Source organism: Citrobacter sp. Cpo040 (assembly GCF_030332915.1).
In the GTDB taxonomy this organism is placed as follows: Bacteria; Pseudomonadota; Gammaproteobacteria; order Enterobacterales; family Enterobacteriaceae; genus Citrobacter; species Citrobacter portucalensis.
The window spans coordinates 306,099-326,079 of sequence record NZ_JAOWGX010000036.1; the positions used below are offsets into that span (position 1 = coordinate 306,099).

General features: G+C 52.4%; 17 protein-coding genes and 2 pseudogenes. 11 read left to right on the forward strand and 8 right to left on the reverse strand.

The window, feature by feature from the left end; genetic code table 11:
• Positions 1-234 precede the first annotated feature (234 nt).
• The 6 genes from OGX86_RS16280 (at position 235) to OGX86_RS16305 (ending at position 7,532) form a co-directional block, all read left to right on the forward strand.
• The gene (locus OGX86_RS16280) at positions 235-1,320 is read left to right on the forward strand and encodes a YncE family protein (RefSeq protein WP_286640292.1); all 1,086 of its coding nucleotides are present in this window, start codon (positions 235-237) and stop codon (positions 1,318-1,320) included.
• Positions 1,321-1,466: 146 nt separating this feature from the next.
• The gene (gene pheP / locus OGX86_RS16285) at positions 1,467-2,861 is read left to right on the forward strand and encodes a phenylalanine transporter (RefSeq protein ID WP_008784036.1); all 1,395 of its coding nucleotides are present in this window, start codon (positions 1,467-1,469) and stop codon (positions 2,859-2,861) included.
• Between the two features lie 179 nt (positions 2,862-3,040).
• Positions 3,041-4,282, forward strand: a complete 1,242-nt coding sequence (locus OGX86_RS16290) for an MFS transporter (protein WP_032942623.1) — start codon at positions 3,041-3,043, stop codon at positions 4,280-4,282.
• 15 nt (positions 4,283-4,297) lie between these two features.
• Positions 4,298-5,326 carry a sugar phosphate isomerase/epimerase family protein gene (locus OGX86_RS16295; RefSeq protein WP_048235922.1) on the forward strand — a complete coding sequence of 343 codons (1,029 nt, stop codon included), beginning with the start codon at positions 4,298-4,300 and terminating at the stop codon, positions 5,324-5,326.
• A complete protein-coding gene (locus tag OGX86_RS16300; RefSeq protein WP_286640293.1) occupies positions 5,323-6,474 on the forward strand; it encodes a Gfo/Idh/MocA family protein in 1,152 nt (383 codons plus the stop codon). Before OGX86_RS16295 ends, OGX86_RS16300 begins: the two co-directional genes overlap by 4 nt.
• Before the next feature lie 77 nt (positions 6,475-6,551).
• A complete protein-coding gene (locus OGX86_RS16305) occupies positions 6,552-7,532 on the forward strand; it encodes a LacI family DNA-binding transcriptional regulator (protein ID WP_003831159.1) in 981 nt (326 codons plus the stop codon).
• Positions 7,533-7,535: 3 nt separating this feature from the next.
• On the opposite strand, the gene OGX86_RS16310 is transcribed toward OGX86_RS16305, so the two are convergent.
• The 4 genes from OGX86_RS16310 to OGX86_RS16325 all read right to left on the reverse strand — a co-directional run bounded on the left by OGX86_RS16310 (position 7,536) and on the right by OGX86_RS16325 (position 10,568).
• Positions 7,536-8,780 carry a mechanosensitive ion channel family protein gene (locus OGX86_RS16310; protein WP_128317217.1) on the reverse strand — a complete coding sequence of 415 codons (1,245 nt, stop codon included), beginning with the start codon at positions 8,778-8,780 and terminating at the stop codon, positions 7,536-7,538.
• 65 nt (positions 8,781-8,845) lie between these two features.
• On the reverse strand, positions 8,846-9,499 hold the full coding sequence (gene nfsB, locus OGX86_RS16315; protein WP_048214736.1) for an oxygen-insensitive NAD(P)H nitroreductase: 654 nt from the start codon (positions 9,497-9,499) through the stop codon (positions 8,846-8,848).
• 119 nt (positions 9,500-9,618) lie between these two features.
• A complete protein-coding gene (locus OGX86_RS16320; protein ID WP_103015062.1) occupies positions 9,619-9,987 on the reverse strand; it encodes an MmcQ/YjbR family DNA-binding protein in 369 nt (122 codons plus the stop codon).
• Positions 9,987-10,568, reverse strand: a complete 582-nt coding sequence (locus tag OGX86_RS16325; RefSeq protein ID WP_048226159.1) for a TetR/AcrR family transcriptional regulator — start codon at positions 10,566-10,568, stop codon at positions 9,987-9,989. The genes OGX86_RS16320 and OGX86_RS16325 overlap by 1 nt, the downstream gene beginning before the upstream one ends.
• Positions 10,569-10,758: 190 nt before the next feature.
• On the opposite strand from OGX86_RS16325, the gene OGX86_RS16330 reads away from it, so the two are divergent.
• Both OGX86_RS16330 and OGX86_RS16335 read left to right on the forward strand, forming a co-directional pair.
• Entirely contained in the window at positions 10,759-11,871 is a 1,113-nt protein-coding gene (locus OGX86_RS16330) for an MBL fold metallo-hydrolase (protein WP_286640294.1), read from the forward strand.
• 17 nt (positions 11,872-11,888) lie between these two features.
• A complete protein-coding gene (locus tag OGX86_RS16335) occupies positions 11,889-12,230 on the forward strand; it encodes a RamA family antibiotic efflux transcriptional regulator (protein WP_003021996.1) in 342 nt (113 codons plus the stop codon).
• A gap of 21 nt (positions 12,231-12,251) precedes the next feature.
• Here OGX86_RS16335 and OGX86_RS16340 read toward each other — a convergent pair whose 3' ends face one another.
• Positions 12,252-12,500, reverse strand: a complete 249-nt coding sequence (locus tag OGX86_RS16340) for a DUF1158 domain-containing protein (RefSeq protein WP_286640295.1) — start codon at positions 12,498-12,500, stop codon at positions 12,252-12,254.
• Between the two features lie 67 nt (positions 12,501-12,567).
• On the reverse strand, positions 12,568-13,686 hold the full coding sequence (locus OGX86_RS16345) for a YbdK family carboxylate-amine ligase (protein ID WP_048214731.1): 1,119 nt from the start codon (positions 13,684-13,686) through the stop codon (positions 12,568-12,570).
• A 142-nt stretch (positions 13,687-13,828) separates the two neighbouring features.
• On the opposite strand from OGX86_RS16345, the pseudogene OGX86_RS16350 reads away from it, so the two are divergent.
• Together OGX86_RS16350 and OGX86_RS16355 are read left to right on the forward strand one after the other, a co-directional pair.
• Positions 13,829-14,518 (forward strand): annotated as a pseudogene (locus tag OGX86_RS16350) (GNAT family N-acetyltransferase); the annotation flags it as partial.
• A gap of 294 nt (positions 14,519-14,812) precedes the next feature.
• Positions 14,813-15,526: pseudogene (locus tag OGX86_RS16355) on the forward strand (alpha/beta hydrolase); the annotation flags it as partial.
• On the opposite strand, the gene entD reads toward OGX86_RS16355, so the two are convergent.
• Complete coding sequence (gene entD / locus OGX86_RS16360; protein ID WP_286640296.1) at positions 15,516-16,169, reverse strand: enterobactin synthase subunit EntD; 654 nt, start codon at positions 16,167-16,169, stop codon at positions 15,516-15,518. The pseudogene OGX86_RS16355 and the gene entD sit on opposite strands and share 11 nt — an antisense overlap.
• A gap of 48 nt (positions 16,170-16,217) precedes the next feature.
• Positions 16,218-18,491 (reverse strand): TonB-dependent siderophore receptor, encoded by a 2,274-nt coding sequence (locus OGX86_RS16365; protein WP_286640297.1) that lies wholly within the window; start codon positions 18,489-18,491, stop codon positions 16,218-16,220.
• Positions 18,492-18,744: 253 nt separating this feature from the next.
• Between OGX86_RS16365 and fes the strand changes: the two genes are divergently transcribed.
• Complete coding sequence (gene fes / locus OGX86_RS16370; RefSeq protein WP_286640298.1) at positions 18,745-19,962, forward strand: enterochelin esterase; 1,218 nt, start codon at positions 18,745-18,747, stop codon at positions 19,960-19,962.
• Positions 19,963-19,981 lie beyond the last annotated feature (19 nt).

Here is a 19,981-nt window from a genome sequence, read left to right on the forward strand (position 1 = left end):
AATGTTAGAAAAACAGTAAAGCGCATTCTGTGGCCTGCGATGCCTTTTCGTCCAGAATAATTCACTGTAATTATGAAAAACCGGAAGTCGCGCGCACCTGTCTGCATCTTCAAACCTCTGTTTCATGTTTTTTACTCTCGGGTAATTATTCTTGATTCAGTAAAGATAATGCGTATAGTTCTCATTCTCTTTTGTTATTAACTCCCTGTATTACTTCTGGTAAGGATCCCGACAATGAAAAAAACAACATCCGCGCTGGCATTGCTGATTGCTGCGGCGTTAAGCGGTTGTGCGGCGCATACCACGCCAGCCAGCAACGCCAGCGTTACGGAAAAAACAGCGCAACCTGCCGTCAGTGATGTGCAACAACGCGCGCTGGCGGATGGGTTATATGAAATGGCGCTTAGCCCGGCAGGGGATGAGTTGTACGTTGCAAGCGCCGAAGGATTTAAAGATGTGCAGGGCGGCGTGGTTTACAAGCTGGATCCAAAAACGCTTAAAACGCTCGGCTTGAGTCATACCGATATGAAAAACTTTGGTATGGCTATCTCGCCGGACGGTAAAACGGTGTATGTCACCAACTCATTGGATGGTGGCCTGAGCGCGCTGAATACCGCTGACGGCAAAGTGAAAAATCGCGTACTGTTCCCGGAACGTAACCCAGAAGGTTTCCCGTATGGTGCGCGGCAGGTGCTACTGCATAACGGTTTGCTCTATATTGGTGCCGTGGCGGATCCGGCGGTGATTTGGGTGGTTGACGCTGAAACCCTGAAGCTAAAAACCCGCATTAAAAATACGGGTAAATGGATGACCGGACTGCATTATTCAGAAGTGACGCAGCGAATTTATGCAGCTAACGGCGGCGGTGAAATTCTTGTTATCAACCCGCGTAATCAGCGCGTAGAAAAACGCTGGCAACCGCTGGGGGAACAACCTGCGCTGTTGCTGAATATGGCGGAGGACGCACAAACGGGTCGCCTGTTTGTCACCGACAACTCGAAAGCGAAGACTACCCTGGTGCTGGATATCCATACCGGTAAGCTGCTGAAAAAATTGGATGTGGGTGATTCGCTGGCGGTGAAATTTAACGCAAAACGCAACGAAATCTATATTACCCAGCGTGATTCAGGGAAATTGCTCAGCCTGAATGCGACCGATTACAGCGTGAAGAAAAGCTGGGATTTACCACCTAACCCTAACAGCTTGCTGCTCTCGGCGGATGGGCAAACCCTGTTTGTCACCGTGAAACAGAAATTTAATAAAGACCACTCTACGTCTGCGCCAGATAACGTGGTACGTATTGACCTGAATAAACAATAACAGCTCGCCTTCTTTCTATTGTTTTTCTCCCGAGCCTCGGTGCGTTGGGCAAGGAAGCCCGGCGTATCCAATCGATTGCGCCTTGCGACAACCAGGTTGAAATGTTAAAAGAAGCCCCTTCAATAAAAACCACACAGGGGAAGGGCGTGAAAAACGCGTCAACTGCATCTGACACCAGCGTGTCTGATGCCGCGTCGACGAACGAGCCGACGCTTCAACGAGGGTTGCAAAACCGCCATATTCAGTTAATTGCGCTGGGCGGCGCAATTGGTACCGGCCTGTTTTTGGGCATTGGCCCGGCTATTCAAATGGCGGGACCTGCGGTGTTACTGGGTTACGGCGTTGCCGGGATCATCGCTTTTTTGATTATGCGTCAACTGGGCGAAATGGTGGTCGAAGAACCCGTTTCCGGATCGTTTGCCCATTTTGCCTATAAATACTGGGGACCGTTCGCGGGTTTTCTGTCCGGCTGGAACTACTGGGTGATGTTTGTGCTGGTCGGCATGGCTGAACTGACAGCGGCAGGGATCTACATGCAGTACTGGTTGCCCGATGTTCCAACCTGGATTTGGGCCGCGGCATTCTTCGTGATCATCAACGCCGTCAATCTGGTCAACGTACGTCTGTATGGCGAAACGGAATTCTGGTTTGCGCTGATTAAAGTACTGGCCATTATCGGCATGATTGGTTTTGGCGTGTGGATGCTGTTTTCCGGTAACGGCGGGGAACATGCAAGCATCGATAACTTGTGGCGTTACAACGGCTTTTTTGCTACCGGCTGGAACGGATTAATTCTGTCGCTGGCAGTGATTATGTTCTCCTTTGGCGGGCTGGAGCTTATCGGGATTACTGCCGCGGAAGCGCAGGATCCACAGAAAAGCATTCCAAAGGCGGTAAACCAGGTGGTGTACCGTATTCTGCTGTTTTATATCGGTTCTCTGGTGGTGCTGTTGGCGCTGTACCCGTGGGTGGAAGTGAAATCCAACAGCAGCCCGTTCGTAATGATTTTCCATAATCTCGACAGCAACGTAGTGGCTTCTGCGCTGAACTTTGTCATCCTGGTGGCTTCGCTGTCGGTGTATAACAGTGGCGTCTACTCTAACAGCCGTATGCTATTTGGTCTCTCGGTTCAGGGTAACGCGCCGAAGTTCTTAACCCGCGTCAGCCGTCGCGGCGTACCGGTGAACTCACTGATCCTTTCCGGTGCTATTACGTCGCTGGTGGTACTCATCAACTATGTACTGCCGCAAAAGGCCTTTAGCCTGCTGATGGCGCTGGTGGTGGCAACGCTGCTGCTGAACTGGATTATGATTTGCCTGGCACATCTGCGATTCCGGGCGGCGATGCGTCGTAAGGGACGTGACACGCAGTTTAAAGCGCTGCTGTATCCGGCAGGGAACTACCTGTGTATTGCTTTCCTTGGCATGATTCTGGTGCTGATGTGTACGATGGATGAGATGCGCCTGTCAGCTATCCTGCTGCCAGTGTGGATCCTGTTCCTGTTTGTTGCCTTCAAACTGCTGCGTCGTAAGTCCCGCTAAGTTTCTACCGATCTTGTTATTACCGATCCCATCGTCAGGGTGGGATCGGATCCTCACTCAACGTTTATCGTGACCGTTCTCGCAATTTTGCTGCTGCTGACAGGATCTTTGTTTTGTAATCGATTACTTTTCTATTGAATCTAATTTGTAATCGATTACTTTTTAAGGATGGGGCAAAAATGGTGTCAACAACCGAAAGTAGTGGAAAACAGAGCGTACAGTACCGGCTGCTGGTCCCCCGGCTGTCGCTAATGATGTTCTTACAGTTCTTTATCTGGGGAAGTTGGTCCGTCACGCTGGGGCTGGTGATGAGCCAGCACAACATGTCGCTGTTGATTGGCGATGCGTTCTCAGCCGGGCCCATTGCCTCTATTCTGTCGCCATTCGTCTTAGGGATGCTGGTAGACCGCTTTTTTGCCTCGCAAAAGGTGATGGCGGTGATGCACCTTGCTGGCGCGGCAATCCTGTGGTTTGTTCCGCAGGCATTGGTGGCGCAAAACGGTGCACTGTTGATTGGTCTGCTGTTTGGCTACACGTTGTGCTACATGCCAACGCTGGCGCTTACCAACAATATTGCTTTTCATAGCCTGTCGGATAAGGACAAAACCTTCCCGGTGGTGCGGGTGTTTGGCACCATTGGCTGGATTGTCGCGGGGATCTTTATCGGTGTAACCGGAATTTCGGACACCACCGGCATCTTTACGCTGGCGGCGATTATCTCTGTGATTCTGGCGCTCTACAGCCTGACGCTGCCCAACACGCCTGCACCGGCGAAAGGACTGCCGGTGAAAGTTCGTGATCTGTTTTGTGCGGATGCTTTTGCCTTACTCAAGGTCCGTCACTTTTTTGTCTTCTCACTCTGCGCGACGCTTATCTCTGTACCGTTGGGAACCTATTACGCGTATACCGCGTCGTTTCTTGCTGATGCGGGCGTCGGCGACGTCAGTACGGCGATGTCGTTTGGTCAGATGTCTGAAATATTCTTCATGCTGGTGATCCCGTTCCTGTTCAGACGTTTGGGCGTGAAATACATGCTGTTAATCGGGATGTGCGCCTGGTTCGTGCGCTACGCATTTTTTGCCCTCGGCATCAGCGAAGAGGGGCGATTCCTGCTGTATCTCGGCATTCTGCTGCACGGCGTGTGCTACGACTTCTTCTTCGTGGTCGGCTTTATTTACACCGATCGTATCGCCGGGGAAAAAGTAAAAGGTCAGGCGCAAAGCATGATCGTCATGTTTACCTATGGGATCGGTATGCTGCTGGGCTCGCAAATTTCAGGCGCACTTTACAACCGGCTGGTGGCGGGGCAAACCGTGCCTCAGGCGTGGACCACATTCTGGTGGATCCCGGCAGTCGCTGCCGCAGTGATTGCCCTGATTTTCCTTTTCTCTTTCAAGTATGACGACAAAGAGCAGGCGTAATTTTCAGGAGGGGTTATGAAAACCATCAAGGGGCCAGGCATTTTTCTGGCGCAATTTATTGGGGATCGCCCGCCATTTAACACCCTGGAAGGCGTGGCAAAATGGGCGGCGGAGTTGGGCTATAAGGCATTACAAATCCCGTGTAATCACAAGTCGCTGTTTGATGTCGAACAAGCTGCTGTAAGTCAGGCCTATTGTGATGATATTCGCGGGATGCTGGCCGGATATGGGTTAGTGATTAGCGAATTATCTACCCATCTTGAAGGTCAACTGGTTGCCGTCCATCCGGCTTACGATGACGCTTTTGACGGATTTGCTCCGCCGTCTGTACGCGCTAATCCGCAGGCCAGACAGGCGTGGGCCATCGAAACCCTACACCAGGCTGCTGCGGCTTCGCAAAGACTGGGGCTGACGGCACATGCCACGTTTTCAGGTTCGCTCGCCTGGCCTTTCTTTTATCCGTGGCCACCGCATAATCGTCAGCGCTTTGAAGAGGCTTTTCTGGAGCTGGCGCGCCGCTGGAGACCGATTCTCGATCGCTTTGATCACCATGGGGTGGATGTTTGCTTTGAGATCCATCCCGGCGAAGATCTGCACGATGGCGTGACGTTCGAGCGTTTTCTTGCGCTGGTTGATAATCATCCTCGCTGCAACATTCTCTATGACCCGAGCCATCTGTTATTGCAGCAGATGGATTATCTTGGGTTTATCGATGTCTATCACTCGCGTATTAAAGCGTTCCACGTCAAGGACGCTGAGTACCATGCCAGTAGCCGCAGCGGTGTCTATGGCGGTTATCAGCCGTGGCTCGATCGCGCCGGGCGCTTCCGTTCTTTGGGGGACGGGCAGGTCGATTTCAAAACGATCTTCAGCAAGCTCACACAATATGATTTCCCTGGCTGGGCGGTGCTGGAATGGGAGTGTTGCCTGAAAGACGCGCAAACCGGGGCGCGTGAGGGGAGTGATTTTATACGGCGCCATATTATTCCGGTTTCTGCACGTGCATTTGATGATTTCGCCGCTGGCGATGAGGTACGCAAATGATACAGGTTGGCATTATTGGCAGCGGATTTATTGGGCCTGCACATATTGAGGCGTTGCGTCGACTCGGCGGTGTGAACGTGGTGGCGCTCTGTGATAGCTCACTGGCGGTTGCCCAGGAACGCGCAGATGCTCTTCATATTCCTCATGCCTACGGCAGCGTTGAAGCGCTGCTGGCGCATCCCGGACTGCAGGTAGTGCATAACTGTACACCGAATCATCTGCATGCCGACATCAATCGGCAGATTTTACGCGCGGGTCTGCACGTGTTTTCAGAAAAGCCGCTGTGTATGACGCCGGAAGAGGCTCGTGAACTGGAAACGCTGGCACAGCAGGCTGGAGTGGTGCACGGCGTGAGCTTTGTCTATCGCCAGTTTGCAATGGTGCAGCAGGCGGCCAGTATGGTCAGAAGCGGCAGCGTGGGCAGTCTGTTTGCCGTACAGGGGAGCTACCTGCAGGACTGGATGCTGCTGGAGACTGACTACAACTGGCGGGTCGATGCCGCACAGGGCGGCGATTCACGGGCGGTAGCGGATATCGGTTCGCACTGGTGTGATACGGTGCAATTCGTGACTGGAAAACGTATTGTCGAGGTGATGGCCGATTTGGCTATCGTCTGGCCGGTTCGTAAAGCCAGCATTGCCAGTAACGCCACGTTTGGCCAGCAAACGGCTGATGTGCAATTTGAGGATAAAGCGGTTACGACGGAAGATCGTGGGTCGGTGCTGGTACGTTTTGATGATGGCAGCAAAGGCTGCTTTAGCGTTTCGCAGGTGAGTGCCGGGCGCAAGAATCACCTGAGCTTTGAAATTAACGGTAGCCACTGTTCACTGCACTGGGATCAGGAAACGCCGCAACAGCTTTGGGTCGGGCACCGTCAGCAGGCGAACCAGATCCTGACGGACGACCCTGGATTGATGAATGCTGATGTAGCTGCCAGTGCGCACTTTCCGGGTGGGCATATTGAAGGCTGGCCGGATGCGTTCAAGAATATGATGCAGCAGTTTTATCAGGCTGTGTTGGCAGGCAAAATGCCCGCGGCGGCGGAGCGTCGATTTGCGTCTTTTTCTGATGGTGCGGATGTGATGTATATTATTGATGCAATTATAAAAAGCCATCAGCAGCAGCGTTGGGTATCAGTACAGCGCTAAACACGCATCCGGTTCGCCAGTCGGCGATTTTATGGTAGCCTCAACGCAAAGCGTAAACCGCAGGATGTGTCGTCGTTATGTCTATTCAAAAAATCGCCCAGCTTGCCGGTGTGTCGGTGGCGACGGTATCGCGTGTGCTGAATCACAGTGATACCGTCAAAGCCAAAAATCGCGAGCGCGTGCTACAGGCTATTAAAGAAAGCAATTATCAGCCCAACCTGCTGGCGCGTCAGCTACGTACAGCGCGCAGCTCGATGATTCTGGTGATGGTTTCCAACATTGCCAACCCTTTTTGTGCAGAGGTTGTTAAAGGCATTGAAGAGGAGGCGGAGAAGAATGGCTATCGCATTTTGCTGTGTAATTCCGGCTCGGATACAGCCCGCTCAAAATCGGCGTTGAAGCTCCTGTCGGGGAAAATTGTTGATGGCATTATCACCATGGATGCATTCTCAAAATTACCGGAACTAACTACGCTGATTGGCGATGCGCCCTGGGTTCAGTGCGCGGAATATGCTGACAAAGGCGCGGTTTCCTGCGTGGGTATTAACGATGTTGACGCCGCACAGTCGGTGATATCTCACCTGGTGGATAAGGGCTACCGACGAATTGCCTTAATCAATCATGACCTGAGTTATAAATATGCTCGTTTGCGCGAACGCGGCTATAAAGCGGCGCTGCATGCGCTGTCGCTTGAATATCAGGCTGTGGAATATGCCAGTGAATTAAGTTCCAGTGCAGGAATTGCGGCGATGAAAACACTACTTGCCGCAGAGGTGAAACCCGACGCGGTGTTTGCCGTATCGGACACGCTAGCCGCTGGTGCGATGCGCGCTATTTTCGATGCCGGATTACAGATCCCGCAGGATATCGCCGTTGTTGGTTTCGACGGTACGGAACTGGCAGAAATGGTTTCTCCACAGCTTTCGACCATTGAGCAGCCGTCACGGGATATAGGCCGCAAAGCGGTAGGATTATTACTGAATAAAATAGAAAATCCTGACGCGCAGACGGAAAGGGTGATGATGGACTGGCGCTATATTTCACGCGCCAGTACCTGAGCTTTATCGCTGAAACGCGCCAGACAGCGCACGAATATCATTTCCGGTAGGCGACTGATGAATGCGCAAGCCAAACTCTTCAACTACGGCAAATATATGGTCGAAGATATCAGCCTGAATACTTTCATATTCCAGCCAGACCACCGTATTGGTAAAGGCATAAATTTCAATCGGTAATCCGTGATCGTCCGGCGCAAGTTGGCGCACCATTAACGTCATATCTTTGCGAATACGCGGATGATGACGCAAATACTCGTTCAGATAAGCGCGGAAGGTGCCAATATTGGTCATCCGGCGGTGATTCAATACCGATTCAGGCGCATCTAACTGCTGATTCCACTCGCTGATTTCCTGGTGACGTGTGGTTAAATACGGTTTCAGCAGGTGGGCTTTATGCAGCCGCTGACGCTCATCCTCATCAAGAAAATGGATGCTGGTGGCATCAATGCTGATGCTGCGTTTAATTCTCCGACCGCCTGAAGCCGACATTCCGCTCCAGTTTTTAAAAGAGTCTGATACCAGTGACCAGGTGGGGATAGTGGTGATAGTGTTATCCCAGTTGCGCACTTTGACGGTGGTTAAGCCAATATCGATAACAGCACCGTCTGCACCGTATTTCGGCATTTCCAGCCAGTCGCCAAGCTTTAACATATCGTTGGCGGAGAGCTGTATTCCGGCCACCAGACCGAGAATAGGGTCTTTAAACACCAGCATTAACACGGCGGCCATTGCACCCAAACCGCTTATCAGTATTGCCGGTGACTGGCCAATCAGCAGGGAAATCATCAATATTCCGACGAGGATTGCGCTGATTAGCTTGATGCCCTGAAATATGCCTTTTAGCGGCAATTGCGACGCAGCAGGGAGTTTTTGCGACAGATTGAGAATAACGTCCAGCAGAGAAAACAGTGACAGCAGGGCGTACATCATGATCCACAGCTGTGCGCAGTTCACTAATATTTCTGCGGCTTCGCTGCCTTTCTGTAGCCAGAGTGCGGCCTGTATATTGACAATGATACCCTGCAGGGTGAATGCCAGCCGGTGAAATAACTTGTTCTGCGTGATGATTTGTAGCCACAGGCGGGAGCTGGCGTTGGCGCGCTTTTCAAATGCGCGTAATACCACCCAGTGCAAAATAACGTGAACAATAATGGCGGTGATAAAAATAATGCCAAAAATCATCACCAGCGAGGTGGTGTGATTTATTTCAATGCCGAGTTCTTCTACCTGAGATATCAATTCCTGCATAATGTCTCCTTAATAAACAGCGGTCTATGATGACCGCTGTGCGGAGCTTATGCAAATGCGGAGGATTAGACTTCCGTCAGCGTCGTTTCCAGCGGCAGACGAGATTTCGGCAGCGCGGCGTTGAAATCTTCTACGCTGTGATGACCCACAGGAACCACCACTACGCTGGTGAAACCTTTTTCTTTCAGGCCAAATTCTGCATCCATGACTGCTGAATCAAAGCCTTCGATAGGCACAGCATCCAGGCCCATCGCCGCAACGCCCAGCAGGAAGTTACCGACGTTCAGGTACACCTGTTTTGCCATCCAGTGGTTGTCATCTTTCAGTTCTTTGCGATGCATGTCGGCAAAGAAGGTGCGGCCTTTGTGGTTTGCGGCTTTCGCTTCAGGCGTGGCGAAACGACCATCGCTTTCTTCTTGATCCACCACGCGTTCCAGCCACGCATCGTCCATCGCCGTTTTGGCGCAGAACACCACGACGTGGGAAGCATCCAGCATTTTACGTTCGTTGAATACAAAGCCGCCAGCTGCGGATTTAGCCACACGCGCCTTACCTTCGTCAGTGCTGGCGACAATAAAGTGCCATGGCTGAGAGTTGGTGCTGGACGGGCTATACTGCAGCAGCGTTTTTAATTTTTCGGCCTGCTCAGCGGTCAGTTTTTTATTCGGATCAAATGCCTTAGTGGAGTAACGTTTTAAGGCGACAGAAACAATATCCATAACTACTCCTGGTGATTTTCCATACCCTGCGGGTGCGTTTTGTTTCAGCAGGGTACAGGGTTAGCAGGAAAAAGATAAGACAGGAAAATGCAAAAACACTTATCGGGGTTAGCGATAAATCAACCTGGACGCAGGCGTTTTTGATCCCGCTTCGGCAAGCCATCGACGACGCGGTGCCAGGAATCATTCACCAGCTCTGCCAGTAATGACTCGGTAATATCGTCACCAGGATAGACTGAGATCCAGTGCTTTTTATTCATGTGATAACCGGGTTCAATGCTGGGGTAGATCTGTTGATTTAACAGTGATTTTTGCGGATCGGATTTCAGGTTAACCAGCGGGCGTCCGTGATGTTCAAACACCAGCATGAAAATCTTGCCGCCGACCTTGAACACGTCGTATTCCGGGCCAAAAGGCCAGCAGTGCTCGGTGAAAGGCAGTTCTAGCGCAAGGCGCTTTGCGCAGGCATGCAGTGTCTTTCCGTCCATTATTTTTCCTCGCGAGTCAGGGCGCGCCACATGGCTTCAAACCCCAGCGAAATGTATTCAGCCGCGCGGGCAGGATTGCGGGCAGCGAATTCCATGGTTGTTTCTGCAAGTGTTAAAAAAAGCCCGTCGCCAAAGGCGCGATACTCGTCCGACATAAATTCAGGTCGCACGGAGCGATGGCAAAGATCGCGCAGTTCCGGGAACATATCGTCAGCCTTCTGTTCTGTTTCTTTACTGATTTTCTCGCTGACGGCCAACTGGCGAATGGTGCGATGTCCGCAGGTATGATTCAGGCCCCAGCTAATGTAGCTGTTCCAGATGTAGTGAGTCATGGTTTTGGCATCGGTCACTGAACGATCCAGGTTTGCCATCATCGACTGACAAAGGTCTTGCTTCAAAAAGAGGTAAAGCTCGTTGATCAAATCATCTTTGGTCGCGAAATAGCGAAACAACGTTCCCTCCGCAACCCCTGCATTACGGGCTATCACGGCGGTCGAAGCCGCAACACCTGATTGTGCAAATGCTGTGGTTGCAGCTTCCAGTAATGCCAGTTTTTTGTCTTCACTCTTCGGACGAGCCACTACACTTTACCCTTAAGTCTGTAAAAAACATGATTGAATCACGGCGTTTGCTGCGCCGCAACGGCGAATGTCAAAGATTGAAAATCATCTTGACGGAGAACTTTCGATTTCTATAATGAGTGCTTACTCACTCATAATCAAGAGTCAGTCGCGCAAACCAGCGGAAAGGGGGCGCGTTTAAGGTCAGGATATGAAGCGTCTCACAGTTTGTGTGGTTGTTATTATGCTTATTGCTGCAGCTGCAAGTTTACCGTTTGTACTCAATGCCGGGTTTGGTCAGGTGCCGCAAGGGGCACAACTGAGTCAGGTTGAACAGTCACCGCACTATCGTGATGGACAGTTTCATAACCAGGTGCCGACACCGGGCTATACCGGCAACAAAGGCATGCTGGCGGCATGGTGGGAGTTTCTGGTCGCTAAGCGTGAAAATGCACGACCAGCACAACCGTTACCTATGGTCGCGACCGATCTCGCCGGGCTTTCGCCGCAGCAGGATACCCTGGTCTGGCTGGGCCATTCTTCGTGGTATTTACAGCTGGCGGGTCAACGAATCCTGATTGATCCGGTGTTCAGCAATTATGCCGCACCGTTTTCGTTCCTGAACAAGGCCTTTGCCGGTGATTATCCATGGACTGCGCAGACGATGCCGGAGATAGACCTGCTCATCATCTCGCACGATCACTATGACCATCTGGATCTCGCCACTATCAAGGCGCTAATGCCGAAAATTAAGCGGGTGATTACGCCGCTCGGCGTCGGGTCGCATCTGCGTTACTGGGGGATGCGCAGCGAGATAATCGAAGAACGGGACTGGAATCAGTCCGTCAGAGTGACGGATTCGCTGATCGTTCATGTGCTGCCTGCTCGTCATTTCTCGGGACGCGGTATCAAACGCAACCAAACGCTATGGGCGAGCTTCATGTTCGAAACGCCGGAGCAGAACGTTTATTACAGCGGCGATTCCGGCTATGGAGCGCATTTTAAAGCCATCGGCGAGCAGTTTGGCTCTGTCGATTTGGCGATTATGGAGAACGGTCAGTATGACCAGGACTGGAAGTTTATTCACATGATGCCGGAAGAGACGGCTCAGGCTGCGGCAGATCTGCATGCGAAAGCCGTGTTGCCAGGGCATGCCGGCCGTTTCGTTCTGGCGAAACATACCTGGGATGATCCTTACAAACGACTGGCGCTTGCCAGCCGTCATCAGGATTACCGACTGCTGACGCCAATGCTGGGTGAACCGGTAATACTGTCCGAACCGGACCAACCGTTTACGGCCTGGTGGCAACAGGTGACACAATGAATACAGGGGAGAGCATGATGACGATTTCTGCTCAGGTAATTGATACGATTGTTGAATGGATTGATGATAATTTGAATCAGCCATTGCGCATTGATGATATTGCACGCCATGCGGGATATTCCAAATGGCACCTGCAGCGTCTTTTTATGCAGTACAAAGGCGAAAGTCTTGGGCGTTACATCCGCGAGCGCAAGCTGCTGCTGGCGGCGCGCGATCTACGCGATACCGACCAGAAAGTGTACGACATCTGTTTGAAATACGGATTCGATTCGCAGCAGACCTTTACGCGTATTTTCACCCGTACGTTCAGCCAGCCGCCGGGAGCTTATCGCAAAGAAAATCATAGCCGAACGCATTAACGGCAACGGGTTCTCGCGGGCCTAATCCGCCAGCGAGAACCAGCGCCGCCAGATGAAGCGCAGCACCAAATATTCAAGCACGCCCAGCAGTAAAAACCACAGGCAAAACAGTAAAGTATAAAACTGGTTGAGATCCATCAGATGAAAAATGGCGACGAGTTTTTGCGCCAGCACCAGGCCAAGTGAGGGCGCGGGCAGCAGCAGGCAAGACAAAAAAGCCAGTAGCAGGATCCCTGCGACAGTCATCAGTGATTCAAGCGGGTGTTTCATGACATTGTTAAACTTGAGTTAAAAAGCTATTGTCCGGGATCTCAGCGGGCAACGCAAATACCCACGCTTACAACCCCGCCCAAATCTCACAATGTTTTTTCACCAGACCACTCAACGATCCCCCTTCCGCCACGAAATCACGCATATTCTGTGCTTCGTCATGACCATGTTTAACCTGTAGGCGTAAGGCTTCAATCGCGCTGGTCGCACCCACTTTATCCGCAGAGGCGGCAACATTCTCCAGTAGCCGTAGCGTGTCATCCACCAGGCGATGCCCATCGCCCGTATTCACGTCGGTGACGATTCCCGCCATACCAAAACGACAGGCCTGAAAACGATTGAATTTATACAGCAGATAATCGCGCTCCTGGTGTTTGAACGGGCGTTTGGTGAGTAACCAGTGGGCGGTAGCCTGAATAAGTCCTGCCATATTGACCGCATGATCAAGGGTCAGCGGTGTATCCATTACCCGAACCTCTACCGTGCCAAAGTGCGGGCTGGGGCGGATATCCCAGTGTAAATCTTTAATGCTATCAATCATGCTGGTGTAAGCCAGTCGACGGAATAGCCCCTCGAATTCCTGCCAGTTATTCACCCATGGCATCGGGCCATTATCGGGAAATCCGGAGAATATATTCAGTCGCGCGCAGGCAAACCGCGTGTCGGAGGTCTGCATATAAGGTGAGGCGGCCGAGAGCGCAATAAAATGGGGAACAAATCGCGACAGGCCATGTAGCAGGTAAATTGCATCGTCGCCGTTTGCGCAGCCGATATGCACATGCTGGCCAAACACCGTCGCCTGCTGGATAAGATAGCCAAAATTTTCCAGGTTGCGCCGATAGCGTTCGTCATCGCAGACTTCCTGACGTTGCCATTTTTGAAATGGATGTGTGCCACCGCCACAAATGGCGAGGTGATGCTCTGCAGCAACTCGCATAATTATCTGCTGCATAGCGGACAATTCAGCATCAGCCTGGTCGATATTGCGGCAAACTCCGGTCGCCATCTCCAGCATACTTTCGGTGATATCGTGCTTCACTTCTCCGGCGGTGAGCTGCGGTTTTACGGCATCAATCAGCCGGGAGGAGTCCTGACTCAGGTCGTAACCTGGCGGATTGACCACCTGCATTTCCAGTTCAATGCCTAACGTAAAAGGGTCGGAAACATGAAAATCGGGTAGTGGCATAAGGCTCTCTTCCGCGTTGATTTTTAATCAGTATAGAAGGACTGCTGATTTTCTGTTCGTCGTCAAAATCACCCTTGTGACGCTTTGAAGGTGTAATGGCCGGTGTTATAACTATTTTTTACTTCGCTACTGGGGTTGAATCGTGCCGGAAATAAATCTTTATGGGCAGACCGTCGGCGATGTCGTGCCGGACTGGAATGGCGCTGCCGTACTGCCACGGGAAACGCTGATAGGGCAATATTGTCGACTGGTTCCCCTGGATGCCGACAGCCATGCCGCCGATCTGTTTGATGCCTACGCGCAGGCGCCGGACGATCGCGACTGGACCTGGCTTGCAAGCTCTCGCCCCACAAGCGTTGAGGCCGCAGCTTGCTGGGTGCAGGGGAAAGTTACTGATGCATCTCTGGTTCCCTATGCCGTCATTGAACAGCGTTCAGGACGAGCTGTCGGACTGGTGTGCTTTATGGCGATTGAACGGGAGCACGGTTCGGTCGAAATTGGTCATGTGACCTGGTCACCGCGTATGAAAAATACGGTTCTCGGCACCGAAAGCATCTGGCTGCTGTTACGCCAGGCATTTGCGTTGGGCTATCGTCGCGTGGAGTGGAAATGCGATTCTCTGAACACCGCTTCTCGACGGGCAGCGGAACGCCTTGGGTTTATCTTTGAAGGTCGCTTTCGCCAGAAGATTGTGCGCAAGGGGCGTAATCGCGACAGCGACTGGTTATCAATGATTGATAGCGAATGGCCCCAGTGTGACGCCGTGTTACAGCGCTGGTTGGCCGCAGAGAACTTTGATGAAAACGGCCGACAACGCCAGTCGATGGCAGAGTGCTTTTCCTGTGAGACAGCCAACGCTGAGACTGTGCAGATGCAACAGCAAGGCTATCAACAGCGCTGGCAACAGGAACACGGCTCGCTGACGCAAACACCGCCCGCGCTTCTGGCTGATTTACTCGCCGCACAACCTCGCAATCCCAACCTTTGCTACGACACGCTCAGCTCAAGAGCAGGGTTAGCAGCACTGACAAAAGCAAATGTGTCCACCTCAGAACCGATGGCGGCGATTATCAATACGGAAGTGGATACCGGAGAGCGTCGCATCCCGGTACGGATTTATCGTCCGGCACTGACCGGAGAGCCGAAGGTGGTGCTGTTTATCCATGGTGGTGGGCATCTGAGCGGTTCCGTGGAAGTGTATGACCCGGTTGCCCGTCATCTGGCGATGGCGACAGGGAATATCGTTGTGTCGGTTGATTATCGACTTGCGCCAGAAAACCCGTATCCGGCTGGTCTTTCCGATGCTAAAGCCGTAATAGAAAACGTCTGGTCGCTGCTCGAAAGTCAGCATATTCCTTACACTCGCCAACTCACGCTTATCGGCGACAGCGGTGGCGGTGCATTTAGTGCGACGCTGACGGCCTACTTTTCCCGCGAGCAGCCAGGATTTATTCATCGCCTGGTGCTGATTTATCCGAGCCTGGACTACACGCTGAACTGGCCGTCGGTGCAGGAGAACGGCGCAGGAAAGCTACTGGATGAAAGCAAAATACGCTGGTATTTTCAGCAATATTTCCGCAATGGAGAAGATCGTAAACAGACGTCTCCGCTTTACCTGCCGTTGAGCCAGGATTTTCCACCCACTCTGGTAGTCAGTGGTGGGTTGGATCCTTTACGGGATGAGAATTTTGCTTTTGTCGCCAGACTGCAAGCTGAGAGGATACCCGTACAGCATGTTCACTTTCCTGGGATGACGCATGCTTATCTGATGCTGGAGGATAAAGTCCCGCAGGAAGCAAAAGCCACCTATCTGGCGATTGGTGACTTTGTTAAAAAGTAACGTCGCACAGAGTAATGACATGGTAATCGCGTTGAAACCAATGCACGTTAATTTCCTGATTGGCGAGGTTAGGCGAAAATGATGGCATGATTTGCAATGTTAATTGCTGATTCGTGAGTGCGGTAATTTTTGCGCTGGTGAAACCTGGTAACCCGGATGCCTGAGTGGAAAAAGCCTTATACAGGCTCTCCTTGGCGCTGAATGCCAGAGTTAAGGCGAGTGGAAAGGGCAGTTCAGAATGATGCAAAATCGGTCGTTCGTGGTTATCGATAATACCGTCAGCCAGCTCAACTGCGGTTTGTGGCGTAAAAATAGCTTCTATATCCAGCCCTACGGGATGCGTCGATACCACCGCCAGCGCAGTTGACGCACTGTGGCTAATGCTGCCAAACAACGTTTGTGGCCACAGCGGTTGTCGCTGCCCGCCGATGCCGGGTACGGTTTTGTGACCAAATTCACGCAGCGCGTGTACTGCGGCAATACGCCCCGCTAAGTGCTCAGCTTTACGCTTACGTCCACAGGACTGAAGCTGAGAGTGGTGGGGGAGCCAGAGCAGGTCGTGCTCATAGAAGCTGTCGGGATCGAACTCGACAATGTGCAGCGTGTGGTCTGCGAAAGTGAGCGGTGTGTGCGTGGTGTGCATGATAGTTATAATTTCCCTCTCCTCGCAGCGAGGAGAGGGAAAGCGTTATCAGAAGTGGGTGTTTACGCTCATGAACCACGTCCGGCCCGGTTCGTTATAGGTATTCGCGCCAGCGCCCGCCATATAGTTCCCGGTTACAATATCGCCCGTGGTCTGGGCATTACCTTCACGCCACAGACGTTTGTCGAAGACGTTATCCACGCCGCCGGTCAGGCTGACGTTTTTCGTCACATCCCAGGTCGCGCTCAGGCCGACGATGCTGTACGGGCTGACTTCACTCGCCGAACTACCGGTTACCGGTTTACCCTGGTAATCGTATTTCTTCGGCTGCTGTTTGCCGTACCAGGTGAAGGTGGACTGCAGCGACAAATCTTCGCGTGCCTGCCAGCTCAGCGTTGAGTTCAGCGTATACTCAGGAATAATCGACAGGCGTTCGCCGGTCTCTTTATTCTTACTTTGCAGCATGTAGGTAATGTTGTTGGTCCAGTTAACGGTTTCGCTAACCGGTACGTTCAACGTCCCTTCCAGACCTTCAACCACCGCTTTAGGAATATTTTCCCACTGATAGATATCGGTGTAAGTCGTCTTGCCTTTATTGGTGATCGACGTTCTGTCGAACGGTACCGTACCTGCTTCAATTTTGTTGCGGTAATCGTTACGGAACCAGGTTACCCCAGCCAGCCAACCGTCACGCTTGAACTCAAGACCAATCTCTTTGTTGATACTGGTTTCAGCCTTCAGGTCATCGTTGCCCATCATGTAACAACCAATTCCGGTCGCGGAACCGGTAGCGTAGCAACCCTGGCCTTTACTGTACAGAATGTAGTTCGGGTTGAGCTGGTACAGGCTTGGTGCTTTATAGGCGCGCGCAATCCCCATCTTCAGGGTGAAATCATCACCCAGACCCTGGGACAGGTTCAGAGATGGGCTCCAGTTGTCGCCAACGATGCTGTGGTGGTCGAAACGCAGACCCGGCGTCAGCATGGTGCTGTCGGTCAGTTCCATGTTGTTTTCAGCAAACAGGGAGAAAATCTCTGCGTCTGAGTACGGGCTACGGTTGGTGCTGCTCGAACCGGGGATATCGCCGCCCATAAAGGTCTGCGAATTGGACAACATGTCCTTCATGCGTTGCTGGTTCCATTCAGTACCCAGCGTCAGGTTTTGGTTCACCAGCAGATCAAACGGAATGCTGATTTCACTGTGCAGCATGACGTCATTCAGGTCGGCATCGACATATTTTTGTGACGCATTCGGGTCGAAGATCCCTTCCGTACCTCCTGCCAGGCCTTCTGGTGTACGGGAGTTACGCGTATGTTCATACTGCACCCAGTTGCTGGTGGTGACGCCGTTATCCCAACCGCCGTTCCAGGTCAAAGAGTAGTTCTGGCGGTAAAGACGGTTGGTCTCTTTCCCGTAGTTATCTTTCACCAGTTGGTTGGTGTTGGTGTTTTGGGTGTCACCCGCATACAGGTTGCCCTGACGGCTATAACCGGCTTCCAGTTCCAGTGACTGGAGCGGGGCGAAATCCCAGCGCGCCACGCCGTTAATGTCCTTGTTGATCACCCCTTCACGACCGGCCGGTAAGGTGTTGGCGTAAGTGCCGGTACGTTCTGACTGATGGCCCTGGTTGATGTCCCATGCGTCGGCCTGGGTTTTATCAAGATTACCGTACAGGCGGAAGCTGAAATCCCCGCCCATTGGACCATTCAGGCTAAAGTTGGTGCGTTTGGTCGAACCTTCGTCTTTGTGTTCCGGGGCGTTGAAATAGGTATCCCAGGAGCCGTGCCATTCATTGCTGCCCTTTTTGGTGATGATATTCACCACGCCGCCAGCTGCACCGTTGCCATAGCGTGCCGCGGCAGGACCACGCAGCACTTCAATACGCTCAATCATTTCCGGTGGAACCCAGGCGGTATCGCCACGGGTATCACGCTCGCCGCGCCAGCCCTGACGCACGGAGTTACGGCTGGTAACCGGTTTACCGTCGATCAAAATCAGGGTGTTTTCTGGCCCCATGCCGCGAATATCGATCTGGCGGTTGTTGCCGCGCTGACCGCTGGTTGAGTTACCGGTCAGGTTAACGCCAGGCATGGTTCGGATGATTTCCGACACATCGCGAGCGGGAGGGTTCTTACGAATTTCATCAGCGGTAATGGTTGAAACGCCCGGCGCCTGCAGGTTCTGCTGGGCGGCGGTAACGACGATGGTGTCTTCAGGAGAGACAGCGACGCTATCGGTTTGATCTTCTGCCATTGCTGGCAGGGCTACCCCGTAAATCCCTAAATTGACCAATAAGGCCAGTGAATGAATCTTGTTGTTCATTGTATGTCCTGCTGTTCTTTTAGCCACGAGTACCAATGTGCCGTGGTGCGGCATTTGGCCTGATGTCGCCCGCATCTGCGTAAACTATCCATTCCAGAAAAAGTACGCAGCGCCAGGTCGGTTTATAAGTGGTGAAAAACTGTACGCGCTTCCCACAGCGCGACAATACGCTATTGCAAATGCAAATAGTTATCAATAATATTATCAATATATTTCACGCTAGATCATAAAATTTCACAATAAACATGGGGTTATGGCTGTGACGACGTTAAAGATGGGAAGCGAGGCGTGGTGGCAGTCGAAAAAAGGCCCGGAGTGGGAGCGTGAAGACAACGGAAATTATCAGGTAACCTTCTGGTGGCGTGACCCGCAGGGAACGGAAAATGAGTCAGTCATTCATCGCGTTTGGGTTTATATCACCGGCATCACCGACCACCATCAAAATGCCACCCCTCAGTCGATGCGACGCATTGATGGAACAAATGTTTGGTGCTGGAGTGTTTCCCTCAGCGCCAACTGGCGTGGAAGTTACTGTTTTATCCCAACAGAGCGCAACGATATCTTTTCCTCGCTTGTGGCAGGCGAAGCACCTGACAGAAACGTGCTGCGTGAAGGCTGGCGGCAATTGCTGCCACAGGCTATTGCCGATCCCCTTAATTCGCTGAGCTGGCAGGGTGGTCGTGGCCACGCGGTGTCTGCGCTGGAAATGCCGGAGGCACCCGTACAGCCTGGATGGGAGCGACCTGAAAACCCAGATTCACCCGCAGTTTGCTTGCAATGGCATAGCGCCAGGCTCGGCAATACGCGTCGCGTATGGGTGTTTACCACCGGTGATGCTCAACCCGAAACGCGTCCGTTGGCTATCCTGCTGGACGGACAGTTTTGGGCACAGAGTATGCCGGTCTGGCCTGCGTTGACTTCACTCACGCATCGCGGACACCTTCCTTCTGCCGTTTATCTCCTGATTGATGCCATTGATACGGCTCACCGCAGCCATGAGCTACCGTGTAATGCGGATTTTTGGTTGGCGGTGCAGGAGGAGCTATTACCACTGGTGAAGACAACGACCGCGTTTAGTGACGATCCGCAGCGCACCGTGGTGGCTGGGCAAAGTTTTGGCGGGTTGTCATCGCTGTATGCCGGGCTGAACTGGCCCGCGCGCTTTGGCTGTGTGCTTAGCCAGTCGGGCTCTTACTGGTGGCCGCATCGTGGTGGTCATCAGGACGGGGCGATCGTCGAGCAACTGAAAAGCGGGAAGGTGAGTGCTCAGGGGCTGCGTATTGTCCTGGAAGCGGGGATCCGCGAGCCCATTATTTATCGCGCTAATCAGGCGTTATATGCCCAGTTACCTTCTGCACCACAGTCTATTTTCTGGCGTCAGGTTGATGGCGGACACGATGCGCTTTGCTGGCGCGGCGGTCTGATGCAAGGGCTAATGACGCTCTGGCAACCGCTTACCGACACGATTTAACCGGACGATGTTCCACGAC